The 15,958-nt window shown below is 51.5% G+C and carries 13 protein-coding genes, 1 tRNA gene and 1 rRNA gene; 6 read left to right on the top strand and 9 right to left on the bottom strand.

Going from position 1 to position 15,958, the window contains the following annotated elements; translation table 11 throughout:
* The first annotated feature begins 26 nt into the window (after window positions 1–26).
* Both SP99_RS20170 and rrf read left to right on the top strand, forming a co-directional pair.
* Window positions 27–102 (top strand) — tRNA-Thr (locus tag SP99_RS20170).
* Between the two features lie 43 nt (window positions 103–145).
* Window positions 146–261: ribosomal RNA gene (gene rrf / locus SP99_RS20165) — 5S ribosomal RNA — on the top strand.
* Between the two features lie 105 nt (window positions 262–366).
* Here the strand turns inward: rrf and SP99_RS20160 are convergent.
* From SP99_RS20160 to SP99_RS20130, 7 genes are all read right to left on the bottom strand, one after another.
* Complete coding sequence (locus tag SP99_RS20160) at window positions 367–1,125, bottom strand: amino acid ABC transporter ATP-binding protein (protein ID WP_014171880.1); 759 nt, start codon at window positions 1,123–1,125, stop codon at window positions 367–369.
* Window positions 1,126–1,132: 7 nt separating this feature from the next.
* Window positions 1,133–2,236, bottom strand: a complete 1,104-nt coding sequence (locus SP99_RS20155; RefSeq protein ID WP_047959579.1) for an amino acid ABC transporter permease — start codon at window positions 2,234–2,236, stop codon at window positions 1,133–1,135.
* 9 nt (window positions 2,237–2,245) lie between these two features.
* Complete coding sequence (locus SP99_RS20150) at window positions 2,246–3,427, bottom strand: amino acid ABC transporter permease (RefSeq protein ID WP_047959578.1); 1,182 nt, start codon at window positions 3,425–3,427, stop codon at window positions 2,246–2,248.
* A 67-nt stretch (window positions 3,428–3,494) separates the two neighbouring features.
* Window positions 3,495–4,520, bottom strand: coding sequence for an amino acid ABC transporter substrate-binding protein (locus SP99_RS20145; protein WP_047959577.1), 1,026 nt, complete (start codon window positions 4,518–4,520; stop codon window positions 3,495–3,497).
* A 474-nt stretch (window positions 4,521–4,994) separates the two neighbouring features.
* On the bottom strand, window positions 4,995–5,216 hold the full coding sequence (locus SP99_RS20140) for a lipoprotein (RefSeq protein ID WP_008502867.1): 222 nt from the start codon (window positions 5,214–5,216) through the stop codon (window positions 4,995–4,997).
* A 302-nt stretch (window positions 5,217–5,518) separates the two neighbouring features.
* Window positions 5,519–8,632 carry an efflux RND transporter permease subunit gene (locus tag SP99_RS20135; protein ID WP_047959576.1) on the bottom strand — a complete coding sequence of 1,038 codons (3,114 nt, stop codon included), beginning with the start codon at window positions 8,630–8,632 and terminating at the stop codon, window positions 5,519–5,521.
* A gap of 11 nt (window positions 8,633–8,643) precedes the next feature.
* Window positions 8,644–9,783: an efflux RND transporter periplasmic adaptor subunit gene (locus SP99_RS20130; RefSeq protein WP_047959575.1), complete on the bottom strand. Its 1,140-nt coding sequence runs from the start codon at window positions 9,781–9,783 to the stop codon at window positions 8,644–8,646.
* A gap of 388 nt (window positions 9,784–10,171) precedes the next feature.
* Between SP99_RS20130 and envR the strand changes: the two genes are divergently transcribed.
* Window positions 10,172–10,888 carry an acrEF/envCD operon transcriptional regulator gene (gene envR / locus SP99_RS20125; protein ID WP_047959574.1) on the top strand — a complete coding sequence of 239 codons (717 nt, stop codon included), beginning with the start codon at window positions 10,172–10,174 and terminating at the stop codon, window positions 10,886–10,888.
* On the opposite strand, the gene SP99_RS20120 is transcribed toward envR, so the two are convergent.
* Window positions 10,804–12,885 carry a putative bifunctional diguanylate cyclase/phosphodiesterase gene (locus SP99_RS20120; RefSeq protein WP_047959573.1) on the bottom strand — a complete coding sequence of 694 codons (2,082 nt, stop codon included), beginning with the start codon at window positions 12,883–12,885 and terminating at the stop codon, window positions 10,804–10,806. The genes envR and SP99_RS20120 overlap by 85 nt on opposite strands.
* A 139-nt stretch (window positions 12,886–13,024) precedes the next feature.
* Window positions 13,025–13,189 (bottom strand): DUF2556 family protein, encoded by a 165-nt coding sequence (locus SP99_RS20115; protein WP_025756647.1) that lies wholly within the window; start codon window positions 13,187–13,189, stop codon window positions 13,025–13,027.
* A 378-nt stretch (window positions 13,190–13,567) separates the two neighbouring features.
* On the opposite strand from SP99_RS20115, the gene SP99_RS20110 reads away from it, so the two are divergent.
* The 3 genes from SP99_RS20110 to SP99_RS20100 all read left to right on the top strand — a co-directional run bounded on the left by SP99_RS20110 (window position 13,568) and on the right by SP99_RS20100 (window position 15,824).
* Entirely contained in the window at window positions 13,568–14,788 is a 1,221-nt protein-coding gene (locus tag SP99_RS20110) for a tyrosine-type recombinase/integrase (RefSeq protein WP_047959572.1), read from the top strand.
* Complete coding sequence (locus SP99_RS20105; RefSeq protein WP_047959571.1) at window positions 14,788–15,525, top strand: hypothetical protein; 738 nt, start codon at window positions 14,788–14,790, stop codon at window positions 15,523–15,525. Before SP99_RS20110 ends, SP99_RS20105 begins: the two co-directional genes overlap by 1 nt.
* Before the next feature lie 89 nt (window positions 15,526–15,614).
* Window positions 15,615–15,824 (top strand): helix-turn-helix transcriptional regulator, encoded by a 210-nt coding sequence (locus SP99_RS20100; RefSeq protein WP_047959570.1) that lies wholly within the window; start codon window positions 15,615–15,617, stop codon window positions 15,822–15,824.
* Window positions 15,825–15,958 lie beyond the last annotated feature (134 nt).

The following is a 15,958-nucleotide window of genomic DNA, read 5'->3' as shown; positions in this document are numbered from 1 at the left end:
GAACTGCCAGGCATCAAATTTAGCGTGCTGATATGGCTCAGTTGGTAGAGCGCACCCTTGGTAAGGGTGAGGTCCCCAGTTCGACTCTGGGTATCAGCACCACTTTATACTTAGGTTAAAGTTCGGCAAGAAGTAAAAGAATTTGTCTGGCGGCTTTAGCGCGGTGGTCCCACCTGACCCCATGCCGAACTCAGAAGTGAAACGCCGTAGCGCCGATGGTAGTGTGGGGTCTCCCCATGTGAGAGTAGGGAACTGCCAGACATCAAACAAGTGAAAAGGCCATCCGAAAGGATGGCCTTTTTGCGTTATGATTGCCGTGAAAACCGTAGGCCCGGCAGGCAACGCGCCTCCGGGCAAGAGAGCAGGTTAATGAATCACCTGCGACAGGAAGGCTCGCGTGCGTTCTGACTTAGGATGGGCAAAGAACTCATCCGGTGGTGCCTGCTCAACAATCTCCCCGCGATCCATAAAGATCACCCGGTCGGCCACGGTTCTCGCGAATCCCATTTCATGTGTCACACACAGCATGGTCATGCCGGATTGTGCCAGCCCAATCATGGTATCCAGCACCTCTTTCACCATCTCAGGATCCAGGGCTGACGTCGGTTCATCAAACAGCATAATTTTCGGCTTCATACAAAGCGAGCGGGCGATAGCCACGCGCTGCTGTTGGCCACCCGATATCTGACCAGGAAATTTATTGGCATGCTCTGCAATACGTACGCGTTCGAGGTAGTGCATTGCCAGCGCCTCCGCTTCCTTTTTCGGCATCTTTCGTACCCAAATTGGCGCAAGCGTACAGTTCTGCAGAACGGTCAGGTGTGGAAAAAGATTAAAGTGCTGGAATACCATTCCCACTTCCTGACGCACGCGTTCAATGTTGCGGATATCTTCATTCAGCTCGATACCATCAACCACAATGCGTCCTTGCTGATGTTCTTCAAGATGGTTAATACAGCGAATGGTTGTGGATTTCCCGGAGCCGGAAGGGCCGCAAAGAACGATGCGTTCCCCCTGCTTTACCTTGAGATTAATGTCTTTCAGGACATGGAACTGTCCGTACCATTTATTCACATTTTCCAGCGTAATCATCGCGTCGGCGGGTGTCATAGTTATTTGGCTCATAATTTCCTCAGTGCGGTGTACGCCCGGTGTTAAAGCGCTTTTCCAGATGCTGGCTGTAGCGCGACATGCTAAAACAAAAGATCCAGTAGATAAGGGCTGCGAAGACATATCCTTCTGTGGACATGCCCAGCCAGACAGGGTCCACGGTGGCCTGTTGCACGCTGCTAAAGAGATCGAACAACCCGATGATGATCACCAGGCTGGTATCTTTGAAGAGGGCAATGATCGTGTTGACCAGTCCCGGGATAACCAGCTTGAGAGCTTGTGGAAGAATGACCAGTCCCTGCGTTTTCCAGTAACCGAGCGCCAGTGATTCCGCCGCTTCGTACTGGCCTTTAGGTAACGCCTGCAGCCCACCTCGTACAACTTCAGCAACATAGGCGGACTGGAAGAGAATCACCCCGACCAGCGCACGGATCAGTTTGTCTATCGTGGTGCCTTCTGCCATAAACAGCGGCAGCATGACCGAAGACATAAACAGAACGGTGATAAGCGGCACGCCGCGCCAGAACTCAATGAAGATAACGGAGAGCACGCGTACGATCGGCATTTTTGAACGCCGTCCCAGGGCAAGTAAAATCCCCCACGGCAGCGCGCCGGCTATTCCCACCGAAGCGATGATCAGCGTCAGCGTCAGACCACCCCACTGGCGTGTTTCTACGCGTTCCAGCCCCAGGAACCCGCCATACAGCAGTATCCAGACAATGATGGGATAAACCACCGCCCAACCGGCAATGTAGCGTCCACGATGAGGCAGCTTTTTCCAGAACATGACCGCGACAGAGAGCAGGCCGATTACCAGCGCCAGATTTATACGCCAGCGCTGTTCATGCGGATACAATCCATACATGAACTGACCGAAACGCTCATGAATAAATACCCAGCAAGCACCAGCTTTGGTGCAGTCTGCCCGGGTGGTACCGACCCAGTTAGCCTGTAAAAATGCCCAGTTCAGCAGAGGCGGGATCAATTCCCACATTAGCCACATACAGACGATCGTCAGCAGGCTATTACTCCAGCTGGAGAACAGATTCTTACGCGCCCACAGAATGAAGCGTCCACCTGTCGAATTGGCAGGGCGCGAGGCGTGCGACAGTATCGCTTTTGTCATCATAGATCCTTAGCGCTCGACCAGTGCTATACGACGGTTATAAAGGTTCATCAGCAATGAAATCACCAGGCTGATGATCAGATAGACAGACATGGTGATCGCGATGGTTTCAATGGCTTGTCCGGTCTGGTTAAGCACGGTTCCGGCGAAGAGTGACACCATATCGGGGTAGCCTATGGCTGCGGCCAGCGACGAGTTTTTGACAATGTTCAGATACTGGCTGGTCAGGGGAGGAATAATGACCCGTAAAGCCTGAGGAATGATGACCTGGCGAAGCGTCACGGTATGGGGCAAACCCAGAGAGCGTGCCGCCTCGTGCTGTCCGTGAGGTACGGCCTGGATCCCTGCTCGGATAATCTCAGCGATAAACGCGGACGTATAAATCGACAGCGCCAGCGTCAGTGCTGCCAGCTCAGGAATTAATACCATCCCGCCCTGAAAGTTAAAGCCACGCAGATGCGGAATATCCCAGTGTAGCGCTGCTCCGAACAGCCAGTGTGCCAGCAGCGGCAGGCAAACAATCAGGACAGCCGCCGTGGGCCAGGTTCTGCGAAGCTGCCCGGTTTTGATCTGATGCTTGCGATTAAAACGGAATACTCCGGCTGAGAGAACAAGCGCTATCACAATTGCGGCGATGAACGCATACAACCCTTCACCTTGCAGAGGAGAAGGAATGGACAACCCTCGGTTACTGAGGAAAAACAGCTCAAACGCGTCGACGGCCTGACGGGGACCCGGAAGGTTACGCAGTACGGCGAAATACCAGAAGAAGATCTGCAGCAGTGGTGGGATATTACGGAACGTCTCGATATAAACAGTCGACAGTTTCCGCAGGAGCCAGTTTTCAGAAAGACGCGCCAGGCCGATAAAGAACCCCAGTATCGATGCGAAGACGATACACAGCGCCGAGACCAACAGCGTATTCAATAAACCGACGACGAACACGCGTCCGTAGGTGTCTCCTTCCTGGTAATCAATAAGGTGCTGAACAATGCCAAACCCTGCGCTGCGATCCAAAAACGCAAAACCGGAGGTAATGCCGCGGTTATTCAGGTTGGTGATTGTGTTATGGATGAGATACACGGCGATGAGAACAACCGCAACGATAGCAATAATCTGGAATAGCCAGGCGCGGACCGCGGGATGAGAAAAGGATAGCGATCCTTTTACGGCTGAGCGGCGATGGGACATAAAGAAACCTCAATAACCATGACTCTGGAGTGGGCACCGCCTGAGCAGTGCCCGTTACAGCTATGACTTAACGTACTGGTGGCGCGTACTGAATACCGCCGTTATTCCAGAGATTGTTCTGGCCGCGTTTGATCTTCAGCGGGCTATCCGATCCCACGTTGCGCTCAAAGATCTCAGAGTAGTTGCCCACCTGTTTGATGATGTTGTAAGCCCACTTGTTATCCAGCTTCAGATCTTTACCGAAATCACCCTCTTTACCGAGCAGGTGCGCCATATCCGGGTTGGATGGATTCGCGGCTTTCTCATCCACGTTTTTCGAGCTGATGCCCATCTCTTCTGCGTTCAGCATGGCAAACAATGTCCAGCGAACAATGGAGAACCAGTCTTCATCGCCACGGCGTACCACGGGTCCGAGAGGTTCTTTTGAGATCACTTCAGGCAGGACAACCCACTCAGCCGGGTTGCTCAGCTTAATACGTAAGGCATACAGCTGAGACTGGTCAGAAGCCAGGGTGTCACAACGACCGGACTCCAGCGCTTTAGCCGATTCATCCGAGCGGTCAAATGTCACAGGGGTGTACTTCATGTTATTGGCTTTGAAATAGTCTGCGACGTTCAGCTCGGTATCAGTACCAGCCTGGATACAGACGGTGGCACCATCCAGTTCTTTCGCGCTTTTCAGGCCCGCTTTGTTGTGGGTCAGGAAGCCGATGCCGTCATAATAGGTCACGCCGGTAAATGACATTCCCATACCCGCGTCGCGGGAGGAGGTCCAGGTGGTATTACGGGAGAGCATGTCAACCTCACCGGACTGCAGCGCCGTAAAGCGCTCTTTCGCCGTCAGCGGGGTATATTTTACTTTGCTGTCATCACCAAAAACGGCAGCCGCGACGCCACGGCAGACATCCACATCAATACCGGTAAATTTGCCGTTCGCATCGGCATAGGAGAAGCCAGGCAAACCGTCACTGATACCACATTGAACAAAACCTTTCTTTTTAACGGCATCCAGTGTCGTTCCCGCATGGGCTTGACCGGCTACGGCAAACAACATGCCTGCAGCGGCCAGGCTGGCTATCATCGTCTTTTTCATAATGCATCCTGTGTGGCGAATTTATCGTTATAGAGGCGTTTTAAAAACGCTTTACCTGTCTGTGGCGTTGGCCAACGTTTATAAAGCAAACGTAATGCCAGTTTTGCGTTCGACAAAATAAGTGAGAAGTGAACGCTTAATGCTGAGTGTAGACAGGCTTAAATAAAACGAGCGCCCCGAAACGGTGCGAAATTACAACCTGTGCCACAAATCGGAGCAAAAGTTTTAACGAGAGTCAGAGGAGATGAAGAGATAGTTTCCAGAGTGAATATTGGCAGGGTATTCAATAGGAATAATGTGTGAAAATCATCACGATAGAATATGAAATTTAAATGAGTATACGGAAAAGTTGTGACTGGCTTCTGGCTGAAATTAATTATGTGAATAAATACGGGGCTATTTTTTTTACTTATTTGAAAACACTGCACTCTTTAAAAGCAAAAGCGCGGCCGGAGCCGCGCTTCTGAACAGATGTTATTTGGTCAGGGCAACGATACCCAACGTCAAACCCGCCACAGCGGCTGCGCCACCGGCGATAGCACCCGCTGTTTCCCAGTTATCCTGGGTAGTGCCTTTCATACAGGTATTGGTATGAACCAGTCGGCCCTGGTCATCGTAAACCGGTACACATGGAGAGTCGTGCGCGCAACCAGCAAGCAACGCAGCGAGGAGTGCAACGGAAATGAATCTTTTCATGATGTTACCTCAGTATTATTTCTCGTCCGCTATAAAGCCAGGAGGGCAATTAACGAACTGGAGGTTATTTTACCACCGGGGTAAGACCGTGTTACACGAGGAATAATCTCAATTTATGTCGTTTGTAAAAATCGTGGAGAAAAATCGGTTTCAGGAAGAATTAATGGAGCAATTATGAAGCTGTAAAAGGCTGTTTTTACTTAATGCAAACTGCCCTGATTTTAACGCTGCTATTCTGTAAAGTCTAATTCGTTGTTTATGTTAAAAATAAAAAGGCACCAAAGGTGCCTTTCAGGAAAACATTACTCTTTATGGCGGGTGAATCGTCGGCGGACAACCACAAAGAAAACGGGCACGAAGAAAATGGCCAGAAGCGTTGCGGAAAGCATCCCTCCCATCACGCCCGTACCCACCGCGTTTTGCGCGCCGCTCCCGGCCCCGGTGCTGATCACCAGCGGCATGACGCCGAGAATAAAGGCCAGGGAGGTCATCAGGATGGGGCGAAGGCGCATCCTTGACGCTTCCAGTGTGGCTTCAATAATACCTTTACCTTCTTTCTCCATCAGGTCTTTGGCAAACTCGACGATCAGAATGGCGTTTTTCGCCGATAAACCAATCGTCGTCAGCAGGCCGACCTGGAAATAGACGTCATTGTTTAACCCGCGCAGCGACGCTGCAAGCAGCGCTCCAATGACACCCAGCGGCACCACCAGCATGACTGAGAACGGAATGGACCAGCTTTCATACAGGGCCGCCAGACACAGGAACACCACAATCAGTGAAATGGCGTACAGCGCCGGCGCCTGGTTACCCGAAAGCCGCTCCTGATAAGACATTCCCGTCCAGTCATAGCCGATGCCGGAGGGCAGTTTTGCCGCCAGGCTTTCCATCATCACCATCGCCTCACCGGTACTTTTCCCCGGGGCTGATTCACCGAGGATCTCCATTGATGGCATCCCGTTGTAGCGCTCCAGGCGAGGTGAACCATAGACCCAGTGCGCGTTGCTAAAGGCAGAGAACGGGACCATTTCCCCATTCGCGCTGCGCACGTAAAGGTTGTTAATATCGCCCGGCAGCATACGGAATTTTGCGTCGGCCTGGACGTAGACCTTTTTCACGCGTCCGTGATCGATAAAGTCATTCACATAGGTGCCACCTAACGCCGTCGAGATCGTCTGGTTAACGTCAGAAATACTGACACCCAGCGCCTGCGCTTTCTCCTGATCGACATCCAGCTTGAACTGAGGTGTATCTTCAAGACCGTTAGGACGCACGCGAACCAGCAGGTCAGGGTGCTCTTTCACCATGCCGAGCAGTTGGTTACGCGCCTGCGTCAGCTGGGTATGCCCCAGGTTAGCCTGGTCAATCAGCTCAAAGTCGAAGCCCGTGGCGGTGCCCAGCTCAATAATTGCAGGCAGGTTAAACGGGAACACGAGACCATCCTTAATCTGACTGAAGGCTTTGGTCGCGCGACCCACAATGGCTTCGACGCCATTTTCCGCCCCCGGGCGCTCCTCCCAGGGCTTCAGGCTGATGAAGGCAATGCCGGAGTTCTGACCCTGGCCGCTAAAGCTAAAGCCGTTAACGGTGAAGACGGATTCCACATTCGCCTTCTCTTTGTTCAGATAGTAATCCTGAACCTGGTCGAGGACCTGCTGAGTGCGCGTCTGGGTTGCCCCCGCCGGGAGCTGAACCATCGTCATAAACACCCCCTGATCCTCTTCGGGCAGGAAGGAGGTCGGTAAACGAAGAAAGAGCACCGCCATCCCGCCGACAATAATGACATACACCACCAGATAGCGGCCGGTCTTGCGCAAAATACCGCTCACGCTGTTGCTGTAGTGCTCCACACTTTTATCAAAGCGCGCATTAAACCAGCCGAAGAACCCCCCTTTCTGCGCATGATGGTCGCCGGAGACGGGCTTAAGCAACGTTGCACAGAGTGCGGGCGTCAGGATCAGCGCCACCAGTACGGAGAGCGCCATGGCGGAAACGATCGTCAGTGAGAACTGGCGATAGATTGCCCCCGTTGAACCGCCAAAAAAGGCCATTGGAATAAAGACCGCTGAGAGCACCATGGCGATCCCCACCAGCGCACCCTGGATTTGCCCCATCGATTTCTGCGTGGCCTCTTTCGGCGGCAGCTTGTCTTCTACCATGACGCGTTCAACGTTCTCGACGACCACGATGGCGTCATCCACCAACAGACCTATCGCCAGCACCATGCCGAACATTGTCAGGGTATTGATGGAGAAACCGAACGCCGCCAGAACCGCGAAGGTCCCCAGCAGAACGACCGGAACCGCGATAGTCGGGATGAGTGTCGCCCGCAGGTTTTGCAGGAACAGGTACATGACCAGGAAGACGAGAATAATCGCTTCAAACAGGGTCTTCACCACTTCGTGGATGGAGATTTTCACAAAAGGTGTGGTGTCATAGGGGTAGACAACCTTCAGCCCCTGCGGGAAGAACTGCTGCAGTTGCGCCAGCTTGCTCTTGATGGCTGCCGCCGTGTCCAGCGCATTTGCCCCGGTCGCCAGCTTAATCCCCAGGCCGGTTGCCGCCTGCCCATTGATTTTTGTCACCATGTTGTAGTTTTCGCCGCCCAGCTCAATGCGAGCCACATCCTTCAGATGCACCATCGAGCCATCCTGATTCACTTTGAGCGTGACCCGGCCAAACTCTTCCGGTGATTTCAGGCGGGTTTGCGCGATGATCGAGGCGTTCAGCTGCTGCCCGGGAATAGACGGCGTTCCACCCAACTGGCCTGCCGCTATCTGGTCATTCTGCGTTTTCAGTTGGTTGATAATATCCAGCGGCGTCAGCTGATATTTGTTCATCGCATTGCTGTCGAGCCAGATGCGCATCGCATACTGGGCGCCAAACAGCTGGACGTCGCCGACGCCAGACGTTCGGCTGATGGCATCTTTGACGTTTGAGGCGACATAGTCGGAGATGTCATCCTGCGTGAGATGTTTGTTATCTGAAACAAAACCTGCGACCAGCAGGAAGCTGCTGCTGGACTTCTCAACGCCAATCCCTTGTTGCTGTACCTCTTGCGGCAGGAGCGGCATGGCGAGCTGCAGTTTGTTCTGAACCTGCACCTGGGCGATGTCTGGGTCGGTTCCTGACTCGAAGGTGAGGGTGATCGTGACGTTACCTGCCGAGTCGCTGGTGGAAGACATATACATCAGGTTATCGATACCGTTCATGTTCTGTTCGATAACCTGAGTCACGGTATCCTGCACCGTTTGCGCATCAGCCCCCGGATAGGTTGCGGATATCGCCACCGCAGGAGGCGCAATGGTCGGATACTGTGCGACGGGAAGTTTGAGAATGGCCAGCCCGCCGGCAATCATTAAAATGATGGCAAGTACCCAGGCGAAAACCGGCCGCTGAATAAAGAAATTAGCCATGTTGTCGTCCCTTAACTGGCTGGAGCGGTGGTGGTATCAGGCGTGGCGACCACGGTTGCCCCCGGTCTGACTTTCTGTAACCCGCTGACAATAACGCGGTCACCGTTTTTCAGCCCTTCCGTTACCAGCCAGCGATCGCCAATTGCCTGCGGGGCGACGACGGTACGTGCCTCAACCTGGTTTTTATCGTTCACCACCATAACGGTTGCATCGCCTCGCGGCGTACGGGTCACACCCTGCTGTGGAACCAGGATTGCATCCGGCTGCGTGCCTTCATCAATGCGGGCACGAACGAACATGCCGGGTAACAGCAGATGTTGCGGATTCGGGAAAATGGCGCGCAGGGTTATCGAGCCGGTACTCTCATCGACCGTGACGTCAGAGAACTGCAAAGTGCCCTTCAGTGGATAGGGTTGACCATTTTCCATCAGCAGCTCAACGGTACTGGCGGACTCGCCTTTTTGCAGACTCGTCTGTTTCAGACGCATAAACTCATTACTGGACTGGGTGACATCGACATGAATTGGATCAAGCTGCTGGACCGTTGCCAGGGCTGTGGCTTGTCCGTTGGTGACGAGAGCCCCTTCGGTTACGCTGGATTTACCGATGCGGCCATCGACAGGCGACGTAACTTTGGTGTACGCAAGGTTAATACGCGCGCTTTCAACACCGGCTTTTGCAGCAACGACGCTGGCGTCTGCCTGCTGAGCCGTTGCTACAGCCTGGTCATACTCCTGCTTGCTGACATACTGTGTGCCCACCAGTGGGAGATAACGTTTCACGGTCAGGTGCGCAATATTGGCTGCCGCCTGGGCCTTCGCCAGCTCGCCTCTCGCGCTGTCATAGGCTGCCTGATAGGTCGCGGGATCAATCTGATAAAGTGACTCACCCGCTTTAACATCACTCCCTTCCGTGAAGTTGCGACGCAGGATGATGCCGCTAACCTGAGGACGAACCTCCGCAACCCGAAATGCATCGGTTCTGCCCGGGAGTTCAGTGGTAACAGCCAGAGGCGCGCTTTTCACGATATGCACGCTGACCTGAGGTGCCTGCGGGGGTTGTTGTTGTTTTTCCTGACCATCGCATCCAGTGAGCAGTACCGCGCAGACAATGAAACCGGATAAGGGTAAGCGTCTGAAATGATTCGTCATTACTGTTCCTTTAAATACCCATTAACCGATATATGCCATGAACCGGTAGTTGGGGCAGAGGGATAAAAAATAAAATGTAGCTGCGTATAATAATGAGGGTATTTAATGTTTTTTAATTTATAAGTGCGAATGAGCTGGCCTGAAGACAAAATCAGAATCGGGCCTGAGGTTTACGGTAATATACGTCTGGCATAATTATCAGATAAACAGCGTTTAAGGTTATCCATTCATTCAGGTCATGAATTTAATTGGCTTAATGTATTTGTATTAATGATAAATTATGTGCGTTGACTTTTTTTGTGCAAAATGAAAACGGAAATTGGTGAATACTTTCATTTTTATGAACGCAGCAATATCTATAAACCTTGTGTATAACGAGTAGTCGTCTATGGCGCGTAAAAAGAAAGAAGAGGCTCAACAGACCCGACAGCAGCTGATTGAGGCGGCTATCGGACAGTTTGCAACACGTGGCGTAGCCAATACGACGCTGACGGACATCGCGGATGCCGCCAGGGTGACGCGCGGCGCGATCTACTGGCACTTCACCAGTAAATCTGAAATTTTTAATGCCATCTGGGAACAGCAATTACCGCTTCGCGATATTATTCGCGACCGGCTTTCCCTTTCCGAAAATGACGATCCGTTGTTAATGCTTCGTGAGCAGTTTATTACAGCATTACAGTATATTGCCCTTGAGCCGCGGCAATGTGCGCTTTTACAAATTCTGTATCATAAGTGTGAATTTAGCAGCGATATGATTTCAGAAAGTGAAATCAGAAAGCGTATTGGGTTCAATGATGACGCGTTACGTGTCACGCTGGAGGGCTGTATTTCGCGGGGAATTATTTCACCCAGGATGAATGTGGACCTCACCTTGATCGTATTTCACGCTTTTTTTAGCGGAATCATTAAAAACTGGTTAATGAATAACGACAGTTTTAATCTCTATCAGCAGGCGCCGGCACTTGTCGATAGCATTCTGGCGACACTCCCGATTGTTCGCGTATCGCCTCATGATGATTACAGCTCCGCGCCAGGTAACATTTCTCCCCGGGCACAAAGTGCCTCTACGGTCTGTGCGCTGACAGGTTTACCTAACAGATAACCCTGAAGGGTGTTACAGCCAAGCTTGGTCAAAAAGTTTTGCTGTGCTTCGGTTTCCACCCCTTCCGCCACGACTTTCAGGTTAAGTGTTTTTGCGAGGGCCACAATCGCCGAAACAATGGTGGCATCCTCGCTCTCACCGCTTAACTCTTTCACAAATGCCCTGTCGATCTTGAGTTCGCAGGCCGGCAAGCGCTTGAGATAGAGCAGGCTTGAATATCCGGTGCCAAAATCATCAATGGAGGCCTTCACGCCTGCATCCGTCAGCTCTGTCAGCACCCGGACACTTTCATCCGGGTTGCTCATTGCCGTGGTCTCCGTCACTTCCAGGATCAACATTTCCGGCGGCACATGATGACGCGCCAGGCAGTCGAGAACCGTTTTAACCAGTGAAGGTTGTTCAAACTGCAACGTTGACAGATTGACCGCCATTGACCAGCTTTGATGCCCCTGAAGATGCCATTCCCGCAGCTGGCGGCAGGCTTCATTAATGACCCAGTTGCCAATGGGGATGATCAGCCCCGTTTTTTCCGCCAGCGGCAGGAAGAGGTCCGGAGTCAGTAATCCCTGCTTTGGATGTTGCCAGCGTAATAACGCCTCAAAGCCGAGAACCGGCCCTGCGGGAGCGTTAAATTTTGGCTGATACAGCAGGCGTAGCTCATCACGATCGATCGCCATCCACAGATCGTTCATTAGCTGAAGATGGGTCTGCGCCAGGGTATTCATGGAGGGCTGGAAAAAGTGGTAACCGTTCCGGCCCATATGCTTCGTGTGATACATCGCGGCATCGGCATTAAACATCAGCTCGCGCTCGGTTTTGCCGTCGTGAGGATAAAGTGCGATGCCAATACTGAGGGTCACCACCAGTTCATAGGGGTCGAGATTGAACGGGGTATCGATGGCATGCACCAGCGAATTTGCCAGCGAGGCCGCATCGTCGGGACCTTCACCCTCTGCCAGCAGAACAAACTCATCACCGCCGATACGTGCAAGGGTGAACTGGCCTTTCAGGAGAAGCAGCAGACGCTGCGTGACGGCGACCAGCAGCCTGTCGCCGACATCATGGCCGTAGGCATCATTGACGGCTTTAAAACCGTCGAGATCCATAAACATCAGCGCAAAACGGGTGCCTTCACGATCGGCTTTGCTGATGGCCTGATCGAGTCTGTCTTCCAGAAGAATACGGTTGGGCAGCCGCGTCAGGGTATCATGCAGGGCCAGTTGTGCGAGTTCCCGATTCGCTTCTGCAAGCGATGAGGCCAGAAGGGCGGTACGTGCCTGGAGACGGGCATCCAGCATCGACACCAGCAGGGTGATCCCAAGAATAGAGAGCGCGACGACGCTGACCAGCACCGCCAGCCAGCTCCCGTTTATACCGTCATGATGAACAATGGTGGACATCGGGAACTGCGCGGCTTTCATCCCGGCGTAGTGCATACCGGCAATGGCAATCCCCATGGTGATGGCGGCACCCATGCGCATCAGCACGACCTGCGCGGCTTCGTGGCGCAGGCGGAAGGTTAGCCAGAGTGCCGCGAGTGAAGCGGCAAGGGCAATCACAACCGAAATGGCGACCCAGAACGTGTCCCAGATAATCCCGGGCATCACTTCCAGCGCTGCCATGCCGGTGTAATGCATGGCAACAATACCGCCACCCATCACCAGCGCGCCTGGCAGCAGACGACGCAAGCGCAATTGTTCGCTGCTGACAAGCCACAGCGCAAACAGTGACGATCCCACGGCGATAACCATGGATAACACCGTCAGGGTGGCGTTGTAGCTCATGCTCATGGAGAGGTCCATCGCCAGCATGCCAATAAAATGCATGGCCCACACGCCAATGCCCATTGCAATGCCCCCGCCCGCCAGCCAGACGCGTGCGGCGACGCCCTGACTCCCGGCGACACGTGCAGCCATATTCAGGGCGGTATACGCCGCAAGGATGGCAACAACAAAGGAGAGGACAACAAGGATTGAGTTGTATTGGCTAACCAGCATGGTCGGTTCTACTCGAGTGTGAAGTTACGCCAGAGCGGTTGAGAAGGGCGAGACATTATCACCGTAAGGTAACGGCTCAAAGGGATTTAAATCCCCGTTTTTACTGGGTAATAGCAGGGTGGTTTGCGCAATCGCGCGGTCAGTCGAGTTCTGAGCAGTTCACTAACTTGAGCGGATTCACGGAGTTCATATTGCGACACTTATCGGTTTCGGTGCTCATCAGCTCAATCCACTGCATCAGCAGTGTATCGAAAATGAAAACGGAGATTGCAAAGACAACCAGCCACCAGTATTTACGAATCATTGTGTCATTCCGCGAGAAGAGCGCCAGTAGGGTGGGTGAAATATACACGAAAAACCGAGCTTTAAAAGCGGGATAAACGAAGGTTTACACAGCGTTGACGGAGAAGAGAAAGTAATAAAAAAGGCGCATCCCCATGCCAGGTAGCGCCTTTTTAAACAAGCATTTGCTAACCGAAATTAGTTCATGCCGTATTTTCAAAACCTACGTTTTTTACCGTTCGGCTATGTTTGCTAATGATTATCTATCATGCTGATGTAAAACAATAAAATTGTTTTTCTGGTTTGCCTTTGTTCATTGCTGTTCATAGAGTAACATTGAGATGTGCAGTCAGTGGTGCAGTCAGTTTGGTGCACCAAATGATATGAACTGAGGTTTTCAATGGCTGGTGGAACGAACAAATTAAGCGATACATCGCTTCGTAAAATGCTGGAAAGGGAGAGCCCCGGAGACAGCTTCTATGCTGATGGCGATGGGCTGAGTGTGAAGGTGTCCAGATCGGGTGTGTTGACCTGGTATTTCACTTTCCGCATAGGTGGCCGGGAATCAACATCTCAGCGTATAAAGCTGGGTAATTATCCAGACCTTTCACTCAAAGCAGCTCGTGAGAAACGAGAGCAGTGTCGCGCATGGCTCGCAGAAGGAAAGAATCCAAAGCACCAGTTGAGCGTTACCACTCAGGAAACGTTAAAACCGGTGACGGTCAGGGATGTCCTTGAATACTGGATCAGGGAATATGCCACCCATAACCGCGCTAATGTTGAAAAGCACATTGAGCAGCTCAATAAGCATATCTTTCCTTATATAGGCACTTATCCGCTTTCTATGTGTGAAACTCGCCACTGGTTGGAATGTTTCGCCAGGGTAAGGAACGAAGCGCCTGTAGCTGCTGGCTATCTTTTGCAGATGTGTAAGCAAGCTCTTAAGTTCTGCCGGGTTCATCGGTACGCGGTGAGCAACGTCCTGGACGACCTGACGATCGACGATGTAGGCAGAAAGCAGAATAAGCGCGACCGGGAACATACCAGACAGGAGCTTGCCGATATCTGGCGGGAAAGTACCGGACTGAAATTTAAGCCCTACTACTCAGCGCTTTTACGTCTGCTAGTGGTGTTTGGGTGCCGAACTCAGGAATTGAGATTGTCTCGCGTAAGCGAATGGGATCTAAATGATTGGGTTTGGACGGTACCAAAAGAGCACAGCAAAGGTGGTGAGAAAATACTACGGCCTATTCCCGTAGATATCCGCCCATTTATCAAACAGCTCTTAGAGCAGCACCAAAGCACAGGGCTTTTGCTTGGAGAGATAAAGAAACCGGAAGCTGTCAGTCAGTGGGGAAGGATGTTGTATAAGCGTCTGGGCCACTCTGAACCGTGGACGCTTCACGATCTACGCCGTACGTTTTCCACGACTCTGAACAACATGGGAATTGCTCCGCATGTTGTCGAGCAGCTTCTGGGCCATGCGCTGGGGGGTGTCATGTCCGTTTATAACCGCAGTCAGTATTTACCTGAAAAGCTGGACGCATTGAATAAGTGGATGGATCGTTTAGACCTGCTCTCTGAAAGCCAAAATAATGTTGTTATAATGGCGGTGAAATAATGAAAAGAACCGATGAAAAGAAGTACGAGCTTCCTGAAAGATTATATTATCCGATTGATATTGCTGCGCAAAAATTACATTGCTCTGCGAGAGATATTTTTCATTATGCAGCGACTGAATCGCTAAGATTGTGTTTTTACTGTGATATTGTGCCCGACGAAAATATAGGGCGAATGGTTATGAATGTTCCTTTTGGTTTTCATGAGGATATTGGCAATGCAACTGATATTGTTGATGAGCATTGGCGCATTTCTATTTCTAACATCATTAATAAAGATGGTGATTTTGGTAGAGGGTATAACGTCGAAAAGGTTAAGGGCTTTTTCTATATTGGGCCAATTGACTGCATAGATCTGGAGTTTACAGATGAAGACGACTATTTCTCAGTGTCAGGTATATCTACTGAGCCAGATATTACATCAGAAGAAGCACTTGTAGTTCTCTTTGAAAAGGACTTTAGAATTTCAAAGAGATTTCTTTGCGTAATGGCTGAGCAATTGGAAGACATAAAGCAGGAACCATCTTTCCCGTCTATGGATGAGTCTGGAAAAACAGTTGCTAAAAAAGGCGAGTTAATTAAATGCTTATTACGTCTCATTGATGATATGTCTGATGTAGATTTCGATAATACCCCTGTATCAAAAATCGTAAACATCATAGAAGCAACAGCAGCGAGGAAAGGTGTTGACTTCCCGGAAACCCACCGGCAGACATGGCAGAAATATTTAGGTAGGTGATATCACCACTAGATAATGTGATATCACCCGATCAATTTTAACGTTGTTTTTAAATGCTCTCGAACCTTAGCGAACGAGAGCATTTTTTTATGAACAACATTAAACAACCCCAGCAGCCAGCAGAAAGAGTTATCCGCGAAGCCGAGTGCCGCCAGTTAACAGGCATCTGCCGTACAACCCGCTACATGATGGAAAAAGAAGGTCAATTCCCAGCCCGCCGTAAACTGGGTGGCCGTGCTGTGGGTTGGCTTCTCTCTGAAGTTTCTGAGTGGCAGCAAAGCCGCTGCAAAGCAGCTTAAGGGGGAGGTATGGCACAAAAAACAAAGGCGACCATGCAGGGCCGCCAGTGTAGTACCGAAAACAAAGAACAGAATCAGCATACCAGGCCTATAGCTGGTGGTCAAAGCCTGAGCGCTCCTGTGATTACAGGAAC

Origin of the sequence: Enterobacter sp. BIDMC92 (assembly GCF_001030225.1) — a bacterium.
Classification (GTDB): Bacteria; Pseudomonadota; Gammaproteobacteria; order Enterobacterales; family Enterobacteriaceae; genus Enterobacter; species Enterobacter sichuanensis.
This window is presented reverse-complemented; position numbering and strand designations above follow the sequence as displayed.

Coding starts and splice junctions, on each gene's coding strand:
- SP99_RS20160 (WP_014171880.1), bottom strand. CDS start 1,125: ATGAGCCAAATAACTATGACACCCGCCGACGCGATGATTACGCTGGAA.
- SP99_RS20155 (WP_047959579.1), bottom strand. CDS start 2,236: ATGACAAAAGCGATACTGTCGCACGCCTCGCGCCCTGCCAATTCGACA.
- SP99_RS20150 (WP_047959578.1), bottom strand. CDS start 3,427: ATGTCCCATCGCCGCTCAGCCGTAAAAGGATCGCTATCCTTTTCTCAT.
- SP99_RS20145 (WP_047959577.1), bottom strand. CDS start 4,520: ATGAAAAAGACGATGATAGCCAGCCTGGCCGCTGCAGGCATGTTGTTT.
- SP99_RS20140 (WP_008502867.1), bottom strand. CDS start 5,216: ATGAAAAGATTCATTTCCGTTGCACTCCTCGCTGCGTTGCTTGCTGGT.
- SP99_RS20135 (WP_047959576.1), bottom strand. CDS start 8,632: ATGGCTAATTTCTTTATTCAGCGGCCGGTTTTCGCCTGGGTACTTGCC.
- SP99_RS20130 (WP_047959575.1), bottom strand. CDS start 9,783: ATGACGAATCATTTCAGACGCTTACCCTTATCCGGTTTCATTGTCTGC.
- envR (WP_047959574.1), top strand. CDS start 10,172: ATGGCGCGTAAAAAGAAAGAAGAGGCTCAACAGACCCGACAGCAGCTG.
- SP99_RS20120 (WP_047959573.1), bottom strand. CDS start 12,885: ATGCTGGTTAGCCAATACAACTCAATCCTTGTTGTCCTCTCCTTTGTT.
- SP99_RS20115 (WP_025756647.1), bottom strand. CDS start 13,189: ATGATTCGTAAATACTGGTGGCTGGTTGTCTTTGCAATCTCCGTTTTC.
- SP99_RS20110 (WP_047959572.1), top strand. CDS start 13,568: ATGGCTGGTGGAACGAACAAATTAAGCGATACATCGCTTCGTAAAATG.
- SP99_RS20105 (WP_047959571.1), top strand. CDS start 14,788: ATGAAAAGAACCGATGAAAAGAAGTACGAGCTTCCTGAAAGATTATAT.
- SP99_RS20100 (WP_047959570.1), top strand. CDS start 15,615: ATGAACAACATTAAACAACCCCAGCAGCCAGCAGAAAGAGTTATCCGC.